This is a genomic window from Serratia sp. TSA_130.1 (genome assembly GCF_052691795.1).
This window is the reverse complement of sequence record NZ_JBQZFS010000003.1, coordinates 327,423-351,270: the sequence shown is the minus strand read 5'-3', so window position 1 is coordinate 351,270 and position 23,848 is coordinate 327,423. Positions and strand designations below refer to the sequence as shown.

The 23,848-nt window shown below is 59.5% G+C and carries 17 protein-coding genes and 1 pseudogene; 3 read left to right on the top strand and 15 right to left on the bottom strand.

Annotated elements, in window-relative coordinates; all coding sequences use genetic code 11:
• Positions 1–152: 152 nt before the first annotated feature.
• From carB to pvcA, 6 genes and pseudogenes are all read right to left on the bottom strand, one after another.
• Positions 153–3,377 (bottom strand): carbamoyl-phosphate synthase large subunit, encoded by a 3,225-nt coding sequence (carB, locus tag ACUTQY_RS14750; RefSeq protein WP_025301533.1) that lies wholly within the window; start codon positions 3,375–3,377, stop codon positions 153–155.
• Between the two features lie 16 nt (positions 3,378–3,393).
• Complete coding sequence (gene carA, locus ACUTQY_RS14745) at positions 3,394–4,542, bottom strand: glutamine-hydrolyzing carbamoyl-phosphate synthase small subunit (protein WP_071883584.1); 1,149 nt, start codon at positions 4,540–4,542, stop codon at positions 3,394–3,396.
• A 470-nt stretch (positions 4,543–5,012) separates the two neighbouring features.
• A complete protein-coding gene (dapB, locus tag ACUTQY_RS14740) occupies positions 5,013–5,834 on the bottom strand; it encodes a 4-hydroxy-tetrahydrodipicolinate reductase (protein ID WP_046688219.1) in 822 nt (273 codons plus the stop codon).
• 263 nt (positions 5,835–6,097) lie between these two features.
• The gene (locus ACUTQY_RS14735; protein WP_342188256.1) at positions 6,098–7,357 is read right to left on the bottom strand and encodes a glycosyltransferase; all 1,260 of its coding nucleotides are present in this window, start codon (positions 7,355–7,357) and stop codon (positions 6,098–6,100) included.
• Positions 7,358–7,382: 25 nt separating this feature from the next.
• Positions 7,383–8,247 (bottom strand): annotated as a pseudogene (locus ACUTQY_RS14730) (TauD/TfdA dioxygenase family protein).
• 95 nt (positions 8,248–8,342) lie between these two features.
• Positions 8,343–9,311: an L-tyrosine isonitrile synthase gene (pvcA, locus tag ACUTQY_RS14725; protein WP_004932937.1), complete on the bottom strand. Its 969-nt coding sequence runs from the start codon at positions 9,309–9,311 to the stop codon at positions 8,343–8,345.
• Positions 9,312–9,502: 191 nt separating this feature from the next.
• On the opposite strand from pvcA, the gene ACUTQY_RS14720 reads away from it, so the two are divergent.
• Complete coding sequence (locus tag ACUTQY_RS14720; RefSeq protein ID WP_033641820.1) at positions 9,503–10,429, top strand: LysR family transcriptional regulator; 927 nt, start codon at positions 9,503–9,505, stop codon at positions 10,427–10,429.
• Between the two features lie 272 nt (positions 10,430–10,701).
• Here the strand turns inward: ACUTQY_RS14720 and ispH are convergent, their stop codons facing one another.
• The 5 genes from ispH to ribF form a co-directional block, all read right to left on the bottom strand.
• On the bottom strand, positions 10,702–11,655 hold the full coding sequence (ispH, locus tag ACUTQY_RS14715; RefSeq protein ID WP_033641819.1) for a 4-hydroxy-3-methylbut-2-enyl diphosphate reductase: 954 nt from the start codon (positions 11,653–11,655) through the stop codon (positions 10,702–10,704).
• On the bottom strand, positions 11,636–12,106 hold the full coding sequence (gene fkpB, locus ACUTQY_RS14710) for an FKBP-type peptidyl-prolyl cis-trans isomerase (RefSeq protein ID WP_016929135.1): 471 nt from the start codon (positions 12,104–12,106) through the stop codon (positions 11,636–11,638). The genes ispH and fkpB overlap by 20 nt, the downstream gene beginning before the upstream one ends.
• 1 nt (position 12,107) lies before the next feature.
• Positions 12,108–12,617: a signal peptidase II gene (gene lspA, locus ACUTQY_RS14705; protein WP_025301524.1), complete on the bottom strand. Its 510-nt coding sequence runs from the start codon at positions 12,615–12,617 to the stop codon at positions 12,108–12,110.
• A 13-nt stretch (positions 12,618–12,630) separates the two neighbouring features.
• Complete coding sequence (gene ileS / locus ACUTQY_RS14700) at positions 12,631–15,447, bottom strand: isoleucine--tRNA ligase (protein WP_033641818.1); 2,817 nt, start codon at positions 15,445–15,447, stop codon at positions 12,631–12,633.
• Positions 15,448–15,603: 156 nt separating this feature from the next.
• Entirely contained in the window at positions 15,604–16,542 is a 939-nt protein-coding gene (gene ribF, locus ACUTQY_RS14695) for a bifunctional riboflavin kinase/FAD synthetase (protein ID WP_033641228.1), read from the bottom strand.
• Between the two features lie 390 nt (positions 16,543–16,932).
• Here ribF and rpsT point away from each other — a divergent pair, with 390 nt between their 5' ends.
• Positions 16,933–17,196 carry a 30S ribosomal protein S20 gene (gene rpsT, locus ACUTQY_RS14690; protein ID WP_004932960.1) on the top strand — a complete coding sequence of 88 codons (264 nt, stop codon included), beginning with the start codon at positions 16,933–16,935 and terminating at the stop codon, positions 17,194–17,196.
• A 71-nt stretch (positions 17,197–17,267) separates the two neighbouring features.
• On the opposite strand, the gene nhaR is transcribed toward rpsT, so the two are convergent.
• From nhaR to dnaK, 4 genes are all read right to left on the bottom strand, one after another.
• Positions 17,268–18,167: a transcriptional activator NhaR gene (nhaR, locus tag ACUTQY_RS14685; protein WP_004932962.1), complete on the bottom strand. Its 900-nt coding sequence runs from the start codon at positions 18,165–18,167 to the stop codon at positions 17,268–17,270.
• A gap of 192 nt (positions 18,168–18,359) precedes the next feature.
• A complete protein-coding gene (nhaA, locus tag ACUTQY_RS14680) occupies positions 18,360–19,526 on the bottom strand; it encodes a Na+/H+ antiporter NhaA (RefSeq protein WP_033641816.1) in 1,167 nt (388 codons plus the stop codon).
• 235 nt (positions 19,527–19,761) lie between these two features.
• Positions 19,762–20,886 (bottom strand): molecular chaperone DnaJ, encoded by a 1,125-nt coding sequence (dnaJ, locus tag ACUTQY_RS14675; RefSeq protein WP_004932969.1) that lies wholly within the window; start codon positions 20,884–20,886, stop codon positions 19,762–19,764.
• 106 nt (positions 20,887–20,992) lie between these two features.
• Positions 20,993–22,906, bottom strand: coding sequence for a molecular chaperone DnaK (gene dnaK, locus ACUTQY_RS14670; RefSeq protein ID WP_033641815.1), 1,914 nt, complete (start codon positions 22,904–22,906; stop codon positions 20,993–20,995).
• Between the two features lie 325 nt (positions 22,907–23,231).
• Between dnaK and satP the strand changes: the two genes are divergently transcribed.
• A complete protein-coding gene (gene satP / locus ACUTQY_RS14665) occupies positions 23,232–23,831 on the top strand; it encodes an acetate uptake transporter (RefSeq protein WP_033644189.1) in 600 nt (199 codons plus the stop codon).
• Positions 23,832–23,848: the final 17 nt, after the last annotated feature.

Below are 23,848 nucleotides of genomic sequence, written 5' to 3'. Positions count from 1 at the left end.
GTTCCTTGCCAATACACCAAGCATATACCAATCACACAGAGTGACAGTTTGCCCACTGATTGATAGCGGAAATTTTTAACGCCAGCCTACAAATTCACTGAATAAAAAAGGGCGCTGCATCTGCAGCGCCCTGGCGTAGCGTTCGCGCGCGGTTACTTACCAATACGCGCGTGCATTTCCTGCACCGATGTCACCTGCTCGGTCGGATCCGCTTTCAGCGCCATCGCGGTGGCGAAGCCGCCGTTCAGCGTGGTGTCGTAGTGCACCTTGTACTGCAGGGCGCTGCGGCGAATCAGCTTGGAGTCCTCAATCGCCTGACGGCCTGCCGTGGTGTTGACGATGTAGGTGTACTCGCCGTTCTTGATACGGTCCTGAATGTGCGGACGCCCTTCGTGCACCTTGTTGACCAGGCGCGGGTTGATGCCCGCTTCGCCCAGCACCACCGCGGTGCCGTGGGTCGCGTCCAGCTCAAAGCCCTGCTTCAGCAGGCTGGCGGCCAAATCGACCACGCGAGCCTTGTCGCCTTCGCGCACCGACAGCAGCGCGCGGCCCTGTTTCTTCATGCCCGAGTTGCTGCCCAGCATCGCTTTGGAGAAAGCTTCCGCGAAGGTGCGGCCCACACCCATCACTTCCCCGGTAGAGCGCATTTCCGGCCCCAAAATCGGGTCGACGCCCGGGAATTTGTTGAACGGCAGCACCACTTCTTTCACCGAGTAGTACGGCGGGATGATCTCTTCGGTCACGCCCTGTTCAACCAGCGTTTTGCCCGCCATCACGCGCGCGGCCACTTTGGCCAGCGGCACGCCGGTCGCTTTGGAGACGAACGGCACGGTACGCGCGGCGCGCGGGTTAACTTCAATCAGGTAAACTTCGTTGTCCTTCACCGCGAACTGCACGTTCATCAGGCCGCGCACCTGCAGCTCGAACGCCAGTTTTTCCACCTGGCGACGCATCACGTCCTGAATTTCCTGGCTCAGGGTGTACGCCGGCAGCGAACACGCGGAGTCGCCGGAGTGCACGCCCGCCTGCTCGATGTGCTCCATGATGCCGCCAATCAGCACGCGCTCGCCGTCGCAGATAGCATCGACGTCCACTTCCACCGCATCGTCCAGGAAGCGGTCCAGCAACACCGGCGCATCGTTGGACACGCTGACCGCGGTCTGGAAGTAGCGGCGCAGGTCGGTTTCGTCATAGACGATTTCCATCGCCCGGCCGCCCAGCACGTAGGAAGGACGCACCACCAGCGGATAACCGATGCCCGCCGCCTTCTCGACCGCCTGCTCGATGGCGGTGACAGTGGCGTTGGCCGGCTGCTTCAGGCCCAGGCGGTTGACCGCCTGCTGGAAGCGTTCGCGGTCTTCGGCACGGTCGATGGCGTCCGGGCTGGTGCCGATGATCGGCACGCCTGCGGCTTCCAGCTCGCGCGCCAGCTTCAGCGGGGTCTGGCCGCCGTACTGCACGATAACGCCTTTCGGTTTCTCGATGCGCACGATTTCCAGCACGTCTTCCAGGGTCACCGGCTCAAAGTACAGGCGGTCCGAGGTATCGTAGTCGGTGGAGACGGTTTCCGGGTTGCAGTTGACCATGATGGTCTCGTAGCCGTCTTCACGCAGCGCCAGCGAAGCGTGCACGCAGCAGTAGTCGAACTCGATGCCCTGGCCGATACGGTTCGGCCCGCCGCCCAGCACCATCACTTTCGGCCGGTCGTTGGTCGGGTTGGACTCGCACTCTTCTTCATAGGTGGAGTACATGTAGGCGGTGTCGGTAGCGAATTCCGCCGCGCAGGTATCCACGCGCTTGTACACCGGATGCAGGCCGTGGCTGTGGCGCAGCTTGCGAATTTCGCTCTCGGCGACGCCGGCCAGCTTGGCCAGACGCGCATCGGCGAAGCCCTTGCGCTTCAACGTGCGCAGGAAGTCTTTGTCCAGGCCGTTGATGCCCGCTTCTGCCACCTGCTCTTCCAGGCGCACCAGCTCTTCAATCTGCACCAGGAACCAGCGATCGACGTTGGTCAGGTTGAAGACGCCGTCGACCGACAGACCGGCGCGGAAGGCGTCGGCGATGTACCAGATGCGGTCGGAACCGGCGTCTTTCAGCTCGCGGCGGATTTTGGTCAGCGCTTCCGGATCGTCCAGGCTCACTTTCGGATCGAAGCCGGTGGCGCCCACTTCCAGACCGCGCAGCGCTTTCTGCAGCGACTCCTGCTGAGTGCGGCCGATGGCCATCACTTCGCCGACCGACTTCATCTGGGTAGTCAGGCGATCGTTGGCGCCGGCGAACTTCTCGAAGTTGAAGCGCGGGATCTTGGTCACGACGTAGTCGATGGACGGCTCGAACGACGCCGGGGTGCGGCCGCCGGTGATGTCGTTCATCAGCTCATCGAGGGTATAACCCACCGCCAGTTTGGCGGCGATCTTGGCGATCGGGAAGCCGGTGGCTTTCGACGCCAGCGCCGAAGAGCGCGACACGCGCGGGTTCATCTCGATGACGATCAGGCGGCCGGTTTTCGGGTTAACCGAGAACTGCACGTTGGAGCCGCCGGTTTCAACGCCGATCTCACGCAGCACCGCCATCGAGGCGTTGCGCATGATTTGGTATTCCTTATCGGTCAGGGTCTGGGCCGGCGCAACGGTGATCGAGTCGCCGGTGTGGATGCCCATGGCGTCGAAGTTTTCGATGGAGCAAACGATGATGCAGTTGTCGTTCTTATCACGCACCACTTCCATCTCGTACTCTTTCCAACCGATCAGCGATTCGTCGATCAGCAGCTCGTTGGTCGGCGACAGGTCCAGACCGCGTTCGCAGATCTCTTCGAACTCTTCGCGGTTGTAGGCGATGCCGCCGCCGGTGCCGCCCATGGTAAAGGAAGGACGGATGATGCACGGGAAGCCGACGTCAGCGGCTACCGCCAGCGCTTCTTCCATGGTGTGCGCGATGCCGGAACGCGCGGTATCCAAACCGATTTTCTTCATCGCCACGTCGAAACGGCGGCGGTCTTCGGCCTTGTCGATGGCATCGGCAGTTGCGCCGATCATGGTGACACCGAACTCGGCCAGCACGCCCTGACGCTCCAGCTCCAGCGCGCAGTTCAGCGCCGTCTGGCCGCCCATGGTCGGCAGAACCGCATCCGGACGCTCTTTTTCGATGATCTTGCGCACCACTTCCCAGTGGATCGGCTCAATGTAGGTCGCATCGGCCATTTCCGGGTCGGTCATGATGGTCGCCGGGTTGGAGTTGACCAGAATGACGCGGTAGCCCTCTTCGCGCAGCGCTTTACACGCCTGGGCGCCCGAGTAGTCGAACTCACACGCCTGGCCGATAACAATCGGGCCAGCGCCGAGGATCAGGATGCTTTTTATGTCTGTACGTTTTGGCATTTTTTACTGCTCCTGATTATTTGGCGTTAGAACGGTAAGTCTCAATCAGTTCGATAAAGTGATCGAACAGCGGCGCGGCGTCGTGCGGGCCTGGGCTGGCTTCCGGGTGCCCCTGGAAGCTGAACGCCGCCTTGTCGGTGCGGTGAATGCCCTGCACCGTGTGGTCGAACAGCGATTTGTGCGTCACGCGCAGATTCGCCGGCAGGTCGTTTTCATCGACGGCGAAGCCGTGGTTCTGCGCGGTGATCATCACCGTGTTGTTGTCCAGATCCTTCACCGGGTGGTTGCCGCCGTGGTGGCCGAGCTTCATCTTCATGGTTTTCGCCCCGCTGGCCAGCGCCAGCAGCTGGTGACCCAGACAGATGCCGAACACCGGAATGTCGGTTTCCAGGAACTGCTTGATGGCGGCGATGGCGTAGTCGCACGGCTCCGGGTCGCCCGGGCCGTTGGACAGGAAGATGCCGTCCGGATTCATTTTCAGCACCTCGTCGGCCGGGGTCTGCGCCGGCACCACGGTCAGGCGGCAACCGCGATCCACCAGCATGCGCAGGATGTTGCGCTTGGCGCCGTAGTCGTAAGCCACCACGTGGAACGGCAGTTCCGCGGCGGTTTTGGCTTCCGGCAGGTCGCCTTCAAGCGTCCAGCTGCCTTGCTGCCAGCTGTAGGCCTCTTGAGTGGTGACCTCTTTCGCCAAATCCATGCCCTTCAACCCCGGGAAGCCTTGCGCCTTGGCCAGAGCCAGCGCGGCATCCGGCGAATCGGCGGCGACGATGCAGCCGTTCTGGGCGCCTTTTTCGCGCAGCAGGCGAGTCAACTTACGGGTATCGATATCGGCGATCGCCACGATGTTGTGACGCTTGAGGTAGTCGGACAGGCTTTCTTCACTGCGGTAGTTGCTGGCGATCAGCGGGAGGTCACGAATGACGAGGCCTTGGGCGTGTACTGCGGAGGATTCTTCGTCGGAAGCATTGGTGCCGACATTGCCGATATGAGGATAAGTAAGAGTAACGATCTGGCGGGAATAGGAAGGATCAGTGAGGATTTCTTGATAACCGGTCATCGACGTATTGAAGACCACTTCCCCCACTGCCGTTCCCTCTGCCCCGATGGCCCGACCGTGGAATTGGGTTCCGTCTTCCAGAACCAATAGCGCTGACTTTATCAAAACATCCTCCGAGGAATAATCAATCACAATATTTGCATATTAATTCAGATATCGCGATCTAAATCAATGCAAAAACCGTCCGCGAGGCCAATTTTTGGCAAATTGGGCGCATTTTAATGATGAGTGTTCCGCTTGTCTACCCAAACCGCCATTTTTTGTTTTATTTTTGCAGTTCTCGATGCCCAAGCGGCTTGAGCTGCCATAAAAACACAGAAAACCGGGGCTGGAAAACGGTTGCGGGGAGGAATGACGGAAAACGGCGTCGGAATGGACCAAAAAAGACGCTAAAAAAGCCGACGGTGGAAAAAAAGCAGATAATTAGCAAGGTAAACATAAACAAATACCAGCCTTGACAATGAAACAACATCAAAACGATATTTATCATGTTAAAAAAAAGGACAATAAAATTATTGCCCTATTATCATAGCATTATGATCAACACAACCACATCACGATGGTATTCAGTTTAGTTATATCCGGTCCAAACTCAGCACGTCACGCATATCAAACAGACCTTTATCCCGACTCCGAAGCCAGGAAGCCGCGCGCACCGCGCCGCTGGCGAAAGTCATGCGGCTGGAGGCCTTGTGGGTGATTTCCACCCGTTCACCGATGTCGGCGAACATCGCGGTGTGCTCGCCGACGATGTCGCCGGCGCGAATGGTGGCAAAGCCGATGCTTTTCGGATCGCGTTCGCCGGTATGGCCTTCGCGCGCATAGACCGCGCAGCTTTTCAGATCGCGCCCCAGCGCGCCGGCGATCGCTTCGCCCATGGCCAACGCCGTGCCCGACGGCGCATCCACTTTGTGCCGGTGGTGCGCCTCAACGATTTCGATGTCGGTGTAGTCGCCCATCACCTGCGCGGCCTTCTCCAGCAGTTTCAGCACCAGGTTGACGCCGACGCTGAAGTTGGCGGCGAACACGATGCCGATGTGCTGCGCCGCAGCGCGGATCGCCTGCTTGCCGGCGTCATCGAAGCCGGTGGTGCCAATCACCATCGCCTTGTGGTGCGCCACGCAAAATTCCAGGTAGCCCAGGGTGCTTTCAGGGCGGGTGAAGTCGATCAAAATATCGAACTCGCTCGCCACTTTATCCAGACTGTCACTCACCTTGACGCCCAGCGCGCCGATGCCCGCCAGCTCGCCGGCATCAACGCCGACCAGGCTCGATCCCGGTCGTGACAGCGCCGCCCCCAACACCACGCCTTCCGCCTGCTGCACCGCCTGGATCAATTGACGGCCCATCCGGCCGCCGGCGCCCGCAATCGCAATGCGGATTTGTGAATCTTTCATGCTTGCTCTCTTCTTGATGTAACGCGTATCCCATTAACCTATCGATTCAGGGTAACTGCCCCGCTGCGGCGCCGCCAGAGGATTCATTTCATAATTAGAAAATTATGATATTGCGCTTCTTTCATCAGCGGCGCTGTCGTGAGATTAACATTCAACCGATTTGGCGGCCTGCGACGATTGTACATAATCATGCAGTTTTCATTGCAAAAAAATGCAGAAAAAAGGCGCCGAAAACGGCGCCTGAGGAACGGAGTGCGGCGGGGTCAAGCGGTAATGGCGGCCACTTCGTTGGCTATCGCCGTCAGCGCATCGTGGCGAGCATAGTCCTCCTGCACCAGCGCCGCGCGCCGGCGATAGATCGGCTGTTGCAGAATGCGCGTCGCTGCCGCCAGTATTTGTTCCGCGCTTGGCGTGCTGGTATGCAGGCTGATGCCGCAACCGGCGGCCACCACGCGCGCGGCCGCCTCCAGCTTGTCCTCACCGGTGCCGGCGACAATCAGCGGCACACCGCTATCCAGCGCATAGTTGATCGAGCCGTAACCGCCGTTGGTGATCAGCAGCGCCGCCTGCGGCAACCAGTGTTCGAAGGAGATGAACGCCCGCACTCGGGCGTTGTCCGGCAACGCGTCCATCAGCCCTTCGGTCGCCCGCCCGCCGGTGGTGGCCAACACCCGCACCGGCAGATGCGCCAGCGCCTGCAGCGTCGGCACGATCAGCTGATGCAGATCGACATTGGCCAGCGTGCCCTGAGACACGATCACCAGCGGCCGACGATCGTCCTCCTCCCACAGCGCCTCTTCCGCGGCCGGTTGACCACCGCTGCGCAGCGGCCCGACGAAGCGCACGCCGCTCGGCAGGTCGTCGCGCTCATATTCCAGCGCCGTGGTGGCCAACTGCAGGAAACGCTCGCAGCCGCCGATCAACGCATCGGTAAACGGGCGATTCAGCGACCGCCCGCCCGCTTGCACCAGCGCGGTATCAAAGCTTTGCTGCACCTCATCAAGCAACACCCGCGTCGCTTCATCCACCAATTGCTCGCGGGTCAGCGCCCGCGGCAGCAGCGCCGGCGGGATGCGCGGGCCATAGAAAATGGCGTCGCGCGAAGAATACGACAGCGGCGTGACGCCGATCCCGAAGACCGGCGGCCGTTCGGCGGACTGCAGCAGCGGCAGCACGCCGTAGAAGCAGTTCTCCACCATCAGCAGATCGGTCTTTTCGGCGGCGATGGCCGCACGCAGCTGACGATCCAACAGTGGGATCGGCGCGGCGAAGAAATCTTTCAGCGCCAGCGCCATCTGCGCATTGCCCGGCGGCAGCGCGGCGCGCTCGGGGAAATGCGCCTCCAGGTGGCGATAGTCGAAGTCCACCTGCGCGTCGAACGGCACGAAGCTCGCCCCAGCCGCTTCGGCGCGTTCGCGGAACAGCGCGCCGGTCATCACCCGCACCTGATGCCCTTGGGCGATCAGGTGGCGAGCGATGGCTAACATCGGGTAGACGTGCCCCGGAGTGGCGACCGCCGCCATCAGTATCCTTGCCATAATGCTCCTTTTAAGCTTCTGCGTTGGCCGGCTTCAGCGCCAGATTGGCGCACACCGGATTGCTTTGAATATGCACGCGCTGCAAATGACGCGCGGAACGGGCGGTAAAGCCCTCGCGGCCGTGCAGCAGCGAGAAGTTGTCCGCGACCACCACGTCACCCTGTTGCCACTGGTGGGCATAATAGTGACGCGGATCGTACAGGTGCTGCTGCAGAGTACGGTGGAACTGTTCCTGCTGCTGCGCCGGCACGCCGTGATATTCCAGCGCATGCTGGTTGAGGAATTTTTTTCCCTCCGTCGGCGGTTCATTGTAGCGCATGATCAATCCTCTGCCGTTCGGGTGCTGCACCACCAGCGGCGAACAGACTTCGCCGCTGGTGGTGCAGCACCTGCTTGATGCGGTAGGTGATAGACACCGACAGCCACTGCTCCAGCAACGCTTCGTCCGCATTGGCCAGCAAGCGCGTGGTGTCGACGAAGGTGGTACATCCGCCTTCGTCCGGCGACGGCGCCGCCACGCAGTGGAATAACTGGAACTCGGGGATGGTCGGCTTATACATGCCATCCCAATGCAGCGGGACGTAGCTGCTGTCGAAGATATGATCCTTGGCGTCCGGATGTTCCTTCACGTCCAGCACCGCACCGAACGGCCACATCATGATCTCGCCCCACTGTTCGGCATAGCGAGTCAGGACTTCCGGCTCGCTGAAACCGGAGTCGAATCCGCGCAGCACCAGCAAGTGGTGCTCCTGCGCCAGCGCTCGCAGCGCCGCCACCGGCAGCTCGCTGACCTTTTGCCCCGGATGCTGCGGCGTCAGGATCGCGCCGAACGGGGTGTTCGGTTGAATGTGGCAATTAAGTGGTTGGTTGTTCATGGTGATTCTCCTTGCATCGAATGTGCTGCTCACACGGCAACGTGCCGTCAAAAAGGCGCCCGTCAGGATTTCGGGCGCAAAAGCATGCAGCGGCCTCAGGCCATCTGCGGTTGTTCGATCAGGTAATGGCTCGGCGTGCCGCGGATCTCAACCAACTCGCCGTCCAGGCTCTGCGCGTCTTTACGCTTCATCAGCACGAACTGGCCGTTCACGTTGGCCGCCACGCCATGCCACGGTGTCAGCCAGTCGTCTTTGGTCGGCATCATGTGGATGCCTATCTTCAGGCTGTCGGCCGGCTGTGGGTGAATCGACAGGCGGATCGCCGCCGGGAAATGCTGGGCCAGCAGGTTGCCCCAGGCCCAGCTGCGCTGGATAACGCCGCAGGCGCGCCGTTTGGCGTCTTTTTGCAGCGCGGCGTTGGAACCGCTGTAGCCCGGCAGGAGGCTGTCTTCATATAAGAAGCGCGTGATGGCGCGATACAGCATTAATCCCTGCTCGTCCTGCATCAGCTGGCGCTTGATCGCCTCTTCCGATTCGGCATAACCGTCCACCAACAGCCGGCGCAGCAGATCGTAGTCATCGGTATGCTCCGCCAGGCCTTTGACATCACCGAGGTTGAACACGCTCAGGTGGGTTGCGCCCACTTCATGCAGCAGGCTTTCAATCTCACGTTGATAATGGTTGATCGCTTCGTCGCTGACGCGGATCAGATCGCCGAACACGTGGCCGTCGGAACAGATAACGATATGCGCGCCCGGCGGGTAATAGAGTTGAATGCGCTGGCACAGCGAGTTGAGGAAGATCAGCGACAGCCGCTCCGCCATGTCCGGCACCGCGCCTATCACTTTATTGGCGTTGGGTGACTTGGTCGGAAAAGCCGGCAGCACGAATTCGATGCGCTGGTCGTTTTCAATGAATGCCCGAATGCGCGGCAATTGCACCTGAGTGACCTGCCGCTCCTCTTCAGCCAGAGAAGCATCGTCGGCGATGAGACGACGTCGATATTGCAATAATTCACGTAGGATTTTTAATGCTATCTCTTCTTTTTTCTGTGCGCTATCCACAATGAGCTCCTGTTGCGATGTGGCGCGGGTGTATTATTGGCAAGCGCAATAAGATTTATCAAAAAGAGATAAAGCGCATGCAAAATAATAATCAGCCCGGCGTTTATATGCTTCAGGCAATATAGGAAAGATGGTGCTATATTATTAGCCCGTATAATTCACAATCTAGGTTAAGTTGTGCTTAACAAACTATGAGCAATATTTTAAAACGCATGGCCATTTTCTCAAAAGTGGTCGATTGTGGCGCATTCAGCATGGCGGCAAAAGAATTGGGCATGACGACATCGGCCGTCAGCCAGCATATTCGCCAGCTGGAGGAACATCTGGGTATTCAATTACTGTTGCGATCGACGCGTTCATTGAGCCTGACCGAAGCCGGATTGTGCTTTTATGAAGATTGTCTGTTGATGATCCACGCCGCCGAGCGCGGGCAACAGCGGATCGCCGCGCTGCGCGGCGAGCTGGTCGGTGAACTGCGCGTCGCCACCTCGACCGAATTCGCCACCCATTATCTGGTGCCGGCGCTGCAGAGCTTCCTCGACGAACACCCGCGCATCACGCTGCGGTTGGAAATCCACGATGAGAGAATAGACCTCATCGCGCAACGCATCGATCTGGCGATACGCGGCGGCGCGCTGGCTGACTCCAGCTACGTCTCCACGCGGCTGGCGCGCTGCCGCGAAGTCCTGTGCGCCTCCCCGGCCTACCTGGCGAACTACGGGGTGCCGGATTCGCCGCAGGCGCTGACGCAACATCACTGGGTCACCTTTACGCCGCTCGGCAATCCGCAGTTTGTTCGCCTGATCCATCGCGACGGCGGCGAGCACCGCATGCGCATGACCGGGCGACTGTTCACCAACAGCGGCATGGCGATGAAGGAGCTGGCGCTGACCGGCAAAGGCATCATTCGCAATTTCTTCGCCAACGTCGAGCGAGAGTTGCGCAGCGGCGAGCTGATTGAAATATTGCCCGACTGGCGATTACCGGAAATTAATTGCTATGCCATTATGCCGCGACGGGAGATCCAGCCATTAAAAGTCCGGCGATTGCTGGAGCATATGAAGCTCTATTTAAAGGAGAAAGGATTAAACGACCTAGAACAGATTCGACAAGAATAAAATAAGAAACATCTGCAAGACTACTATTGTAATTATTGTAATCACGTTGACGACACCAGGCCCTATTTAGATTGCAGCCTAATGATATTCTATTTAATGACTTCATTCAGCCTATATAATTAATGACGCCACCGCTATTTCAAATACTCAGAATAAATTTGGCTTTAGTTAGCAGAAAATTTGAATATGCTCAGCATTTTATTTTTAATGCCGTTGGCATTCCCAAAAAAAACGGGAAGCCTAAGCTCCCCGTTGTCATTCACTCACGCACCTCAGTCAATCTGCCGGACGTCCACGCGCAGCTCTTTCGGCACTTCGAACACGATGTTCTCTTCACGCCCGCTGATTTCATGCACGTCGACGCCGCCCAGCGCTTTCAGGCGAGAGATCACCTCCTGCACCAGCACGTCCGGCGCCGAAGCGCCGGCGGTGACGCCGATGTTGCGCGCTTCGCTCAGCCAACTTTCCTGAATATCCGCCGCCGAATCGATCAAATAAGCCGGTTTGCCCACGCGCTGCGCCAGTTCGGCCAGACGGTTAGAGTTGGAAGAGTTCTTCGACCCCACCACCAGCACCACGTCCGCATCGCCGGCCAGGTTACGCACCGCTTCCTGACGGTTGGTGGTGGCGTAGCAAATGTCATCCTTGCGCGGACCGATAATGCTCGGGAAGCGCTGACGCAGCGCGTCGATCACGTCCGAGGTATCATCAACCGACAGCGTGGTCTGCGTCATGAAGCACAGGTTGTTTTCGTCTTTCACCTGCAGCTTCCACACGTCTTCCGGCGATTCGACCAGGTACATGCCGCCCTGCGGGTTGCTGTACTGGCCCATGGTGCCTTCCACCTCCGGGTGCCCGGCATGGCCGATCAGAATCGCTTCGGTACCGCGGCGGCTGGCGCGCGCCACTTCCATATGCACCTTGGTCACCAGCGGACAGGTGGCGTCGAACAGCATGGTCAGATCGCGCGCCTTGGCTTCGGCGCGCACGGCTTGAGACACGCCGTGCGCCGAGAAGATCAGGATAGAGCCGTCCGGCACTTCGGCGATCTCTTCGATAAACACGGCGCCACGCTCACGCAGGCTGTCGACCACGTAGCGGTTGTGCACCACTTCATGCCGTACGTAGATCGGCGCGCCATACAGCTCCAGCGCGCGTTCCACGATGCTGATCGCACGATCAACCCCGGCGCAGAAGCCGCGCGGGTTAGCCAGCAATATTTGCATGCGTCTCCTCCTGCTGCGGATCGATCTCCAGCACTTCGATGTCGAAGGTCACCGGATGGCCCGCCAGCGGATGGTTGAAATCGACGGTGATCGAATCTTCCGCCACCGCGCGCACCACGCCCGGCATTTCGCTGCCGTCAATCGCGGTAAACAGCATGATGGTGCCCACGTCCGGCACGCCGGTTTCCGCGAAGTCGCGGCGCGAGAAGAACTGGACCAGATCCGGGTTCTCCGCGCCGAACGCCGCTTCCGGCTGCAGGGTAAAGGCGCGCTTGTCGCCCGCGCGCAGGCCAAGCAACTGCTCTTCCAGCGGCGCCGACAGGCTGCCGTCACCCAGGCGGAACAGCGCCGGTTTGCCGCTGCTGCGGGTGGATTCGGCGGTCGAACCGTCTTCCAGTTTCAGCGTAAAGTGAACCAGCACCGCGCTGTCACTGATAACCTGAGCCGTCATATTACTCACCTTTGCTCTTTGCGCCTTTGTTCGCCGGCGACAGGAAACCTTCCAGCACGATCATCGCCGCGCCCACGCAGATAAAGCTGTCCGCCAGATTGAAGGTCGGGTAGTGCCAGTCACCGACGTAAAAGTCGATGAAATCGACCACGAAACCGTGCCACAGGCGATCGAACAGGTTGCCCAACGCCCCGCCGATGATAAAGGCGTAGGCGATGTTGTTCAGCTTCTGCTGCGCCGCGCTGCGGTACATCATCACCAGCAGCACCGCGACGATGGCGATGGCGATGCCGGCGAAGAACCAGCGTTGCCAACCGCCATGATCGGCCAGGAAGCTGAACGCGGCGCCGTAGTTGCGCGCGTAAAACAGGTTGAACGACGGGATCAACGGCTGGGACTGGCCCAGCGTAAAGTTAGCGAGGATCCACTGTTTGCTGCCGAAATCCAGCGCCAGCACCGCCACTACAACCCACAGCCAACGCAGGCCGGTCGAACAAATTGGTTTACTCATCAGGCGCAAGTTCTCAGGCAAAGTTACGCTTCTCGCCGTCACCGGCGACGTTGCTCACACAGCGGCCGCAGATGTCTGCATGCTCCGCCACCAGGCCGATATCGGTGGTGTAATGCCAGCAGCGCGGGCACTTCTCACCTGGCGCCGTGCTGAAGGCGATCTTCAGCCCTTTCAGCAGCTCGGAGGCCTGCGCGTCGGCCGGCGCCTCCGCCAATGGCGCAACGCTTGCCGCAGAGGTCAGCAGCACAAAGCGCAGCTCATCCTGCAGGCTGTTCAGACGCGCCGCCAACTCGCTGTCGGCATACAGCGTCACCGCCGCTTCCAGCGAACCGCCGAGGCGTTTGTCCGCACGCGCCTGCTCCAGCACCTTGTTCACTTCGCCGCGCACTTTCAGCAGCTCAGCCCAGAAAGCGTCGTTCATCGGCTCGCCTTCCGCCAGCCCGAACAGGCCGTCGTACCACTCTTCGGTGAACACGTACTGCGCGCGTTTGCCCGGCATGAAGCCCCAGATCTCGTCTGCGGTGAACGACATGATCGGCGCCATCCAGCGCACCAGCGCTTCGACGATGTGATACAGCGCGGTCTGGCAGCTGCGGCGGGCGACGCTGTCGCTCTTGGCGGTATACTGACGATCCTTGATGATATCCAGGTAGAAGGAGCCCATCTCGACCGAACAGAACTGCATCAGGCGCTGCACCACTTCGTGGAAATCGTAGTTGGCGTAAGCCTGCTCGATATCCTGCTGCGCCGCCAGCGCACGGCCGACCGCCCAGCGATCCAGCACCACCATGTCTTCCGGCGCCACGCAATCGGTGCTTGGCTCGAACCCGTTAAGGTTGGCTAGCAGGAAGCGCGCGGTGTTGCGGATGCGGCGGTAAGAGTCGGCGGAACGCTTGAGGATCTCGTCGGACACCGCGATCTCGCCGGTGTAATCGGTCGACGCCACCCACAGACGCAGAATGTCGCCGCCCAGCTTGTTCATCACGTCCTGCGGGCTGACGGTGTTGCCGATCGACTTGGACATCTTGCGGCCCTGGCCGTCGACGGTGAAGCCGTGGGTCAGCACTTCCTTGTATGGCGCCTTGCCCTTCATCGCGGTGGAAATCATCAGCGATGACATGAACCAGCCGCGGTGTTGGTCGGAGCCTTCCAGATACATGTCGGCGCCGTGGCCGTTGAATTCAGGACGCACGTCGACAACGGAGGCGTGGGTAGAACCGGAATCGAACCACACGTCCAGCGTATCCGGCACTTTCACGTAGTCGGCGGCTTCCGCGCCGAGTATGTCGGCCGCGTCCAGATCCCACCAGGCCTGAATGCCGTCTTGCTCGACGCGCTTGGCCACTTCTTCCATCAGCTCAACGGTGCGCGGGTGCAGCTGCTCGGTCTCTTTGTGCACGAACAGCGACATCGGCACGCCCCAGGTGCGCTGACGCGAGATGCACCAGTCCGGGCGGTTGGCCACCATCATTTCGATGCGCGCCTGGCCCCAATCCGGGATCCACTGCACGCCCTTGATCTCTTCCAGCGACTGCTGACGCAGGCCTTTCTGATCCATGCTGATGAACCATTGCGGCGTGGCGCGGAAGATGATTGGCGTCTTGTGGCGCCAGCAGCACGGATAGCTGTGCAGGAACTTCTCGACGTGCAGCAGCGCGCCTTTCTCGCGCAGCAGATCGACGATCAGATCGTTGGCCTTGAAGACGAACTTGCCGTCCAGCAGCGGGTAGGTGCCGGTCAGGTAGCAGCCGTTCGGCCCTACCGGGTTGGCCACTTCCAGGCCGTATTTCTGGCCGATCACGAAGTCGTCCGGGCCGTGACCCGGCGCTGTGTGCACCGCACCGGTACCGGCGTCCAGGGTCACATGCTCGCCGAGGATTGCCGGCACGTCGAAGTCCATGAACGGGTGTTTGAAGCGCAGCAGCTCCAGATCGGCGCCTTTGCAGCTGCCCAGCACCGTCCACTCGGTGATGCCGGCGCGTTTCATCACGCTTTCCACCAGTTCGGCCGCCAGGATCAGGCATTGGCCGTCAACCTGCACCAGTTGATAGGTGAAGTCCGGGTGCAGAGAGATCGCGCGGTTAGCCGGCAAGGTCCACGGCGTGGTGGTCCAGATAACCAGCGAAATGGCGCCGTTGAAGTGGCTCACGCCGAACTTGGCCGCCACGGCAGCCGCGTCGGCCGCATGGAAGGATACGTCGATCGACGGCGAAGTCTTGTCGTAATACTCCACTTCCGCTTCCGCCAGCGACGAGCCGCAGTCGGTGCACCAGTGAACCGGCTTGGCGCCTTTCAGCAGGTGGCCGTTGCTGATGATCTTGCCCAGCGCGCGGATGATGTTGGCTTCGGTTTTGAAGTCCATGGTCAGGTATGGACGATCCCAGTCGCCCAGCACGCCCAGGCGGATGAAGTCCTTCTTCTGGCCTTCAACCTGCTCGGCCGCGTATTCGCGGCACTTCTGGCGGAACTCGGCCGCCGTCAGCTTCTCGCCCGGTTTGCCGTACAGCTGCTCAACCTTCAGTTCGATAGGCAGGCCGTGGCAATCCCAACCCGGCACATAAGGCGAGTCGAAGCCGGCCATCCCTTTCGACTTGATGATAATGTCTTTGAGAATCTTGTTAACCGAGTGACCAATGTGAATGCTGCCGTTCGCATACGGAGGGCCGTCATGCAAAATGAAGGTTTTTTTGCCCTTTTTGGCAGTACGAATAATCCCGTACAGATCCTGTTCATACCAACGTTGCAGCATGCCAGGCTCGCGCTTGGCGAGATCGCCGCGCATCGGGAACCCTGTTTCCGGCAAGTTCAGGGTATTCTTGTAGTCACTCATGAGATTCTCGTTTCCGTTTTCGGCTATTTACCCGTCACACTTCAAGCTGCATCTTTGTCGGCCGCCCTTTCTCACCCGAATCACTTGCCTGTGCAAGCTCATCGGGGTTCGCGCGGTTGCCGCCGCGATGCGGCTCGAATTGTTTAGGGTAAACGATTAAACCAGTGTTTTTAACCCGAAGAACTTCCGGGCCGTCACCACATCATTGGCGATTTGCTGCTTCAGGGCATCGAGCGAAGCAAACCGTTGTTCGTTGCGCAATTTTGCGCGGAGCACCACCTCAATATGGCGCCCGTAAAGATCCATTGTGACATCCAGCAGATGCACTTCCAGCTGCTGGCGCACGCCGGCGACGGTCGGGCGCGTGCCGATGTTGGCCACGCCCGGCAGCGGCTTCGGCCCCAGGCCGTACACCTCCACCGCATACACCCCTTTCACCGGCGCCACCAGGCGCTTGAGCGGCAGGTTGGCGGTCGGGAAGCCGATGGTGCGGCCCAGCTCATCGCCGTGCACCACGCGCCCGGAGATGCTGTACGGGTGGCCCAACAGGGTCTCCGCCAGCGGCAGATCGTCCTCGCTCAGCGCAGTGCGGATCGCCGTGCTGCTGATGCGCCGGTCGCCTTCGCGGAAGGTCGGGGTGCTGACCACATCGAAGCCGTACTCTTTTCCGGCCTGCTGCAATAGCGGAAAATCGCCCTGACGCCCGGCGCCAAAGCGAAAATCATCCCCCACCATCAGGAATTTGACGCCGAGCTTCTCCACCAGCAGCTCGGCGACGAACGCCTGCGCGGTGTTGGCGGCAAAACGCGGATCGAACTTGACGCACAGCAGGTAATCAACGCCCGCCTGCGCCAGATAGTTGGCCTTGTCGCGCAGGCGCGTCAAACGGGCCGGCGCCTTGTCTGCGGCGAACATCTCCAGCGGCTGCGGCTCAAAGATCATGACCATCACCGGCAGCCCGAGGCGTTGCCCTTGTTGCTTCAACTGCTCCAGCAGCGCCTGATGACCGCGGTGTACGCCGTCAAAGTTGCCGATGGTGAGCACGCAACCATGGTGGCGCGCCCGGATATTGTGAATGCCGCGAATTAGCTCCATAGCTGGCTCAAAACAGTGGAAATCGGCGGATTATACCTTGTACAGCCGGTAAGGTTAACCCGCGATTGGTGCCTTTATGTAATAGACATACCATACCGGAGATAATCTGCGCGTGAAACGGCTTCACCGCAGTTTATCCCGCGCCGCCGGGCCGATTCTCGACCGCGGCCAACGGCTTGCGCCCGCCGCGGCAAATCATTGGCGAATTTTCTCGCGAAACACTGTATTCCCAAGAGCGAAGCTGGTAAAATCCTGCGCCATCACAACGTAGCGAGTGCCGCCTGTACAAACGGCGCTTATTTGCACAAATCCATTGACAAACGAAGGCTAAAAGGGCATATTCCTCGGCCTTTGAATTGTCCTCAATAGAATATATTTGGGAGTTGGACCTTGGCTAATATCAAATCAGCTAAGAAACGCGCCGTACAGTCTGAGAAACGCCGCAAGCATAACGCAAGCCGTCGCTCAATGGTGCGTACCTTCATCAAGAAGGTAGACGCAGCTATCGCAGCTGGCGACAAAGAAGCAGCACAAAATGCATTCCTGGTAATGCAGCCACTGGTGGACCGTCAGGCAGCTAAAGGCCTGATCCACAAAAACAAAGCAGCGCGTCATAAGTCAAACCTGACTGCACGCATCAACGCAATGCAATAAGCATTTCGTTATCTGCTTGATAAAAAAACCGGCTCAGGCCGGTTTTTTTACGCCCTGCGTTCAGTGAACCGCTAGCAGGAAAACAGCGCCGAGAAGTCTTTGTTGCACACCCGCTGCACCGCCGGATGCTGGATCATGCGCTCGGCGAAGATAATGTAATACTCCTCCTGCACGCTGTCGATGCGCCCAATCTCCACCACGTTGTCATCGTTGTAGGTATCCTGCGCATACAGCGTCGGCGCCACGAAAATCGCGTTGTGGTACATGCCGAAGGCCTTCATCAGCGCCGCATCGTCGAACTCGCCCAGGATCTCCACCTGAATGCCCTGCGTATTGAACCAGTTAAGCAGCTTGCGCCCCAGCATCGAGCGGCGGCCGGGGATCAGCAACTTGCGCTGCTCCAGACAGGCCGGGAACGGCAACTCCGGCGCCGGCTGGCGGCAGAAGAAACTGATGCCGCACTCGCCCAGCTTCAGCGAGAACAGCCCTTCCTGCTGGCTGGAGTCCACCGGGCAATCCGACAGGATCATATCCAGCTTGTGCTGGCTGAGCTGCTCCAGCAGCATCTCGTGTGTCGATTCAAAACAACGCAGGTGGATCTGCTCGTTGTCCACCACCACCGCCGTTTCCAATACCTGGCTGACCAGCCGCTTCGACAGCGCATCCGCCACGCCGACGTCGAACAACAGGTTGGACTCTTTGCGGTAGTTGACGATATCCAGCATTTCCTGGCTGAGCATGAACATCTTGTCGGCATAGCGGAACACCAGCTGCCCCAGCTCCGAAGGCACCAACCCGCGCCCCTGGCGCTTGAACAGCTTGCCGTCCAACCGCTCTTCCAGCGCTTTGATCTGGCCGGTGATGGTCTGCGGCGTCAGGAACAACGCTTCAGCGGCGCCGACCACGGAACCGGCCTTGCAGACCTGCCAGAAATAGTAAAGGTGATTAAAGTTGATATGCGACATCCTCACGAGCGGCTCTCCTTAACAACGTTTCGCAGCGGCAAACGGTGTGCCGTGACGAGCGACAAACTTCCTTTCCCTGCTTCAGACAACGTATAGCCCCATTAGTCCCAACGAAGAACGGCCGAAGCTGCACATATTTTATACCGCACAGCTCCGACCAGCCATTTTATTGTGCGCCCCTGCCGGGCACCGGCAGGATTAACGCACGCGCGGCAACGCCAGACGCAGTAATCCGTACCCCGCCACCGCCGCGGCGGTGGAGCCCAACAGGATCCCCAGACGGGAATAGGTGCTGAGCGCCGCATCGGCCTCGCCGAACGCCAGCGAGGCGATGAAAATCGACATGGTGAAACCAATACCACAGAGCACCGAAACGGCAAACACCTGTTTGAAGCCGATCCCCTCAGGCAAGCGGGCAATGCCCATTTTCACCGCCAGCAGGCTGAAGAGGAAAATCCCCAGCGGCTTGCCGATAAACAGACCGGCCGCAATCCCAACCGGCAGCAGCGAGGTCAATCCCTCCAGCGATACGCCCTGCAGAGAGACCCCGGCGTTGGCGAAAGCGAACAGCGGCAGGATCATGAACGCCACCCACGGGTGCAGCTCATGCTCCAGCGTTTCCGACGGCGATAGCCCCTTCTTCACGTTCAGCGGGATCATAAAGCCGACGATCACCCCGGCCAGCGTCGCGTGCACCCCGGACTTGAGGATCGCCACCCACAACACCAGGCCGACCATCATATACAACGAGGTTTTGCCCACGCCGCGCCAGTTCATCACCGCCAGCAGCACCGTCGCCGCGGCCGCCACGCCCAGCGCGATCATCGACACTTCGTGGGTGTAGAACAGCGCGATGATGATGATCACGCCCAGGTCATCGATGATCGCCAGCGCCAACAGGAACACTTTCAGGCTGGTCGGCACGCGGTTGCCCAGCAACGCCATCACGCCCAACGCGAAGGCGATATCGGTCGCGGCCGGGATCGCCCAACCCTGGCGGGTAACTTCATCCGCGCCGTTGAACAACAGGTAAATCAGCGCCGGCGCCAGCATGCCGCCCAGTGCGGCGATCGCCGGAAACACCGCCTTGTCACGCCCGGACAGTGAGCCTTGCATCAGCTCGCGCTTGACCTCGAGCCCCACCACCAGGAAGAAGATGGCCATCAGCCCGTCGTTGATCCACAGCAGCAGCGGCTTGGCGATCTCCAGCGAAGCTACCTTCACCATCACCGGCAGGTTAAGGAATGCCTGGTAGATCCCCTGCGCCGGGCTGTTGGCCATGATCAAAGCGACGATCGCCGCCGCGATCAGGATGATGCCGCCCGCGGCTTCCTGACGTAAAAATTGACGAATGATGTTGGTCACAATACGTCTCTCCAAATCTGAGCAAGGCGTAGCGCCCTGCGAAGCACAGTCATGAAGTGAGTATAGAGGGCGTTTTAGTTCGAAAAAATAAGTTTATAAATGCTAAACAGCTCGAAAAAACCGATAAAAAGCACGAATAAGTCACATTTATATAAGGGATTAGCGGTTTGGCGCGCAAATAAAAACCCCGGGACAGAAGCCCGGGGTTCGCGCATAAGCTAACAGAAACAGAAGGTTAGCGAGTCAGATCGTCAAAGAACTTTTTCACCCCGTCGAAGAAGCTCTTCGAACGCGGGCTGTTCTTGTCGCCGGACGGGCCGCCAAGGCTCTCTTCCAGCTCACGCAACAGCTGCTTCTGCTTGTCGTTCAGATTGACCGGGGTTTCCACCACCACGCGACACAGCAGGTCGCCCTGGCTGCCGCCGCGCACCGATTTCACGCCCTTGCCGCGCATGCGGAACAGCTTGCCGGTTTGGGTCTCCGAAGGCACCTTCAGTTTCACCCGGCCATCCAGCGTCGGCACTTCAATCTCGCCGCCCAGCGCCGCCATGGCAAAGTTGATCGGCACTTCGCAGTACAGGTTGTTGCCTTCACGCTCGAAGATCGGGTGCGCCTTCACCTGCACCTGAACGTACAGATCGCCCGCCGGTGCGCCGTGCTCGCCGGCTTCGCCTTCACCCGCCAGGCGGATGCGATCGCCGGTATCCACGCCGGCCGGAATTTTCACCGACAGCGTTTTGGATTTTTCTACCCGGCCGTGGCCATGGCATTTGTTGCACGGATCTTTGATGATCTGACCGCGGCCATGGCAGTGCGGACACGCCTGCTGCACGGTGAAGAAGCCCTGACGCATCTGCACCTGGCCCTGACCATGACAGGTTGGGCAGGTGACCGGCGAACTGCCCGGCTTGGCGCCGCTGCCGTGGCAGACGTCGCACTCTTCCAGCGTCGGGATGCGGATCTCTTTGGTGACGCCACGTACCGCTTCCTCGAGGGTCAGCTCCATGTTATAGCGCAGATCGGAACCGCGGCTGGCGCGCTGACGGCGGCCTCCGCCGAAGATGTCGCCAAACACGTCGCCAAAGATATCGCTGAAGTCGGCGCCGCCGCCAAAGCCGCCACCGCCCATGCCGCCCTGTTCAAAGGCCGCGTGCCCGTACTGATCGTAAGCCGCGCGTTTCTGGTCGTCGGTCAGGACTTCGTAAGCTTCTTTAACTTCTTTAAACTTGGTTTCGGCGTCTTGTTCCTGGTTGCGGTCAGGATGGTATTTCATCGCCAGGCGTTTGTACGCCTTTTTGATCTCACGTTCATCCGCCGTCTTGCTGACGCCGAGAATCTCGTAATAGTCTTTCTTCGCCATTCTTTCGCTTACCCTTAACATGCGTGCACGGGCGCAGAGTTGCCTCGACGCCCGTGCTGGTTTCCGGGAGCGGCATCTCCGCCGCCCCGTGCCCGCTTAAGGGCGATTATTTTTTGTCTTTAACTTCTTCGAACTCGGCGTCAACCACGTCGTCTTCTTTCTGCGCCGCGTTGTCCGCGCCGGCGTCAGCACCCTGCTGAGCCTGCTGCGCCTGAGCCATTTCCAGCAGCTTGCCGGAAACCTGCACCAACGCCTGGGTCTTCGCTTCGATCTCGGCTTTGTCTTCGCCTTTCACCGCCGCTTCCAGATCTTTCAGCGCCGCTTCGATCGCCGTTTTGTCTTCCGCCGGCAGTTTGTCGCCCGCTTCTTCCAGCTGTTTGCGCGTGCCGTGGATCAGGTGATCCGCCTGGTTGCGAGTCTGTACCAGCTCTTCGAACTTGCGGTCAGCTTCAGCGTTCAGCTCGGCGTCGCGCACCATTTTCTGGATTTCGTCCTCGTTCAGGCCAGAAGACGCCTTGATGGTGATCTTCTGCTCACGACCGGTGTTCTTGTCTTTGGCAGACACGTGCAGAATGCCGTCGGCATCGATGTCGAAGGTGACTTCGATCTGCGCCATGCCGCGCGGTGCCGCCTGGATGCCGTCCAGGTTGAACTGGCCCAGAGATTTGTTATCGCTGGCGCGCTTACGCTCACCCTGCAGCACGTGGATGGTGACCGCAGACTGGTTGTCTTCCGCAGTAGAGAACACCTGGCTGTGCTTGGTCGGGATCGTGGTGTTTTTGGTGATCAGCGGCGTCATCACGCTGCCCATGGTTTCGATACCCAGCGACAGCGGGGTAACGTCCAGCAGCAGAACGTCTTTCACATCACCGGCCAACACGCCGCCCTGTACCGCAGCGCCCACGGCAACCGCTTCGTCCGGGTTCACGTCTTTACGCGGTTCTTTGCCGAAGAAGTCTGCGACTTTCTTCTGCACCATTGGCATACGGGTCTGGCCGCCCACCAGGATCACGTCCTGGATGTCGGAAACCGACAGGCCTGCGTCTTTCAGCGCCACTTTCAGCGGCTCGATGGAGCGCGCCACCAAATCTTCAACCAGCGACTCGAGTTTGGCGCGAGTCACTTTGATGTTCATGTGTTTTGGACCGGTCGCATCTGCAGTGATGTACGGCAGGTTAACGTCGGTCTGCTGAGCGGAAGACAGTTCGATCTTCGCTTTCTCGGCGGCTTCTTTCAGACGCTGCATCGCCAGCGGATCGTTGCGCAGATCGATGCCCTGATCTTTCTTGAACTCTTCCACCAGGTAGTTGATCAGACGGCTGTCGAAGTCTTCGCCGCCCAGGTGGGTGTCACCGTTGGTCGCCAGCACTTCGAAGGTTTTTTCGCCGTCAACGTCGTCGATTTCGATGATGGAGATATCGAAAGTACCGCCGCCCAGGTCATAAACCGCGATGGTGCGGTTGCCGACTTCTTTGTCCAGGCCGTAGGCCAGAGCCGCCGCAGTCGGTTCGTTGATGATGCGCTTGACTTCCAGACCCGCGATGCGGCCGGCGTCTTTAGTCGCCTGACGCTGGGCGTCGTTGAAGTAAGCCGGTACGGTGATAACCGCTTCAGTTACCGGTTCGCCCAGGTAATCTTCCGCCGTTTTCTTCATTTTCTTCAGCACTTCCGCAGAGATCTGCGGCGGAGCCATTTTCTGGCCTTTCACTTCCAGCCAGGCGTCGCCGTTGTCGGCTTCGATGATTTTGTAAGGCATGATCGCTTTGTCGCGCTGCGCTTCTTCATCCTGGAAGCGGCGGCCGATCAGGCGCTTGATGGCGAACAGGGTGTTTTCAGGGTTGGTCACTGCCTGACGCTTAGCCGGCTGGCCAACCAGAGTTTCACCGTCCTGGGTATATGCGATAATAGAAGGAGTGGTGCGGTCGCCCTCGGCGTTTTCCAGCACGCGTGCCTTGGCACCATCCATAATTGCTACGCAAGAGTTGGTAGTACCCAGGTCGATACCAATAATTTTGCCCATCTAAACGTCTCCACTAAAAAATTCATAAGTCAGTCAGGTTGCTAACCTATATGCGGGCGATTTTTTGCTTTTCAACTGCCCGATATCTCAGTGCGACCCGCGGTTAGCAGCTGCGGTTGCAAATAAGATGGGGCCATCCAGCTCGGCATCAAGGGGCAAGGCAAAAAAAATTTCTTTTTTTATCGTCATTCAGATCATTGTTTCCGGCTGCGGGGATCATTATGATGCGCGCGCTCTGATGGAAAACTTCGATTTTTTGGCCATTCAGACCATTTATGATTTTACTTCGCTGTTTCCGTTAATTTTCTGTTATCGCAGAGGACTTATGCACACCAACAAGTTGGCGAATCCCGGCCCTCTCGGCCTGATGGGCTTCGGGATGACCACCGTCTTGCTGAACCTGCACAACGCGGGCTTTTTCCCACTGAACTCCGCCATCATCAGCATGGGGATTTTCTTCGGTGGCCTGGCCCAGATCCTGGCCGGCCTGCTGGAGTACAAGAAGGGCAACACCTTCGGCATGACCGCATTCACCGCCTACGGCAGCTTCTGGCTGAGCCTGGTCGGCCTGCTGCTGCTGCCGCGTTTGGGCCTGGCGGAAGCCACCGAGGCGCACGTGCTGGGCATCTATCTGGCGCTGTGGGGCGTCTTCACCCTGTTCATGTTCTTCGGCACCCTGGGCGCCAACCGCGTGCTGCAGTTCGTGTTCGCCAGCCTGACGCTGCTGTTCGCCCTGCTGGCCGTCGGCAACATCACCGGCAACCACGCGCTGCTGACCTTCGCCGGTTATGAGGGCATCATCTGCGGCGCCAGCGCCATCTACCTGGCGATGGCCGAAGTGCTCAACGAGCAATACGGCCGCACCGTGCTGCCGATTGGCGAACCGGCCTCGGCCCGCGTCGCGGCATCGCCGGTCACGGCGTAATCGCCCGCCCCTGACGA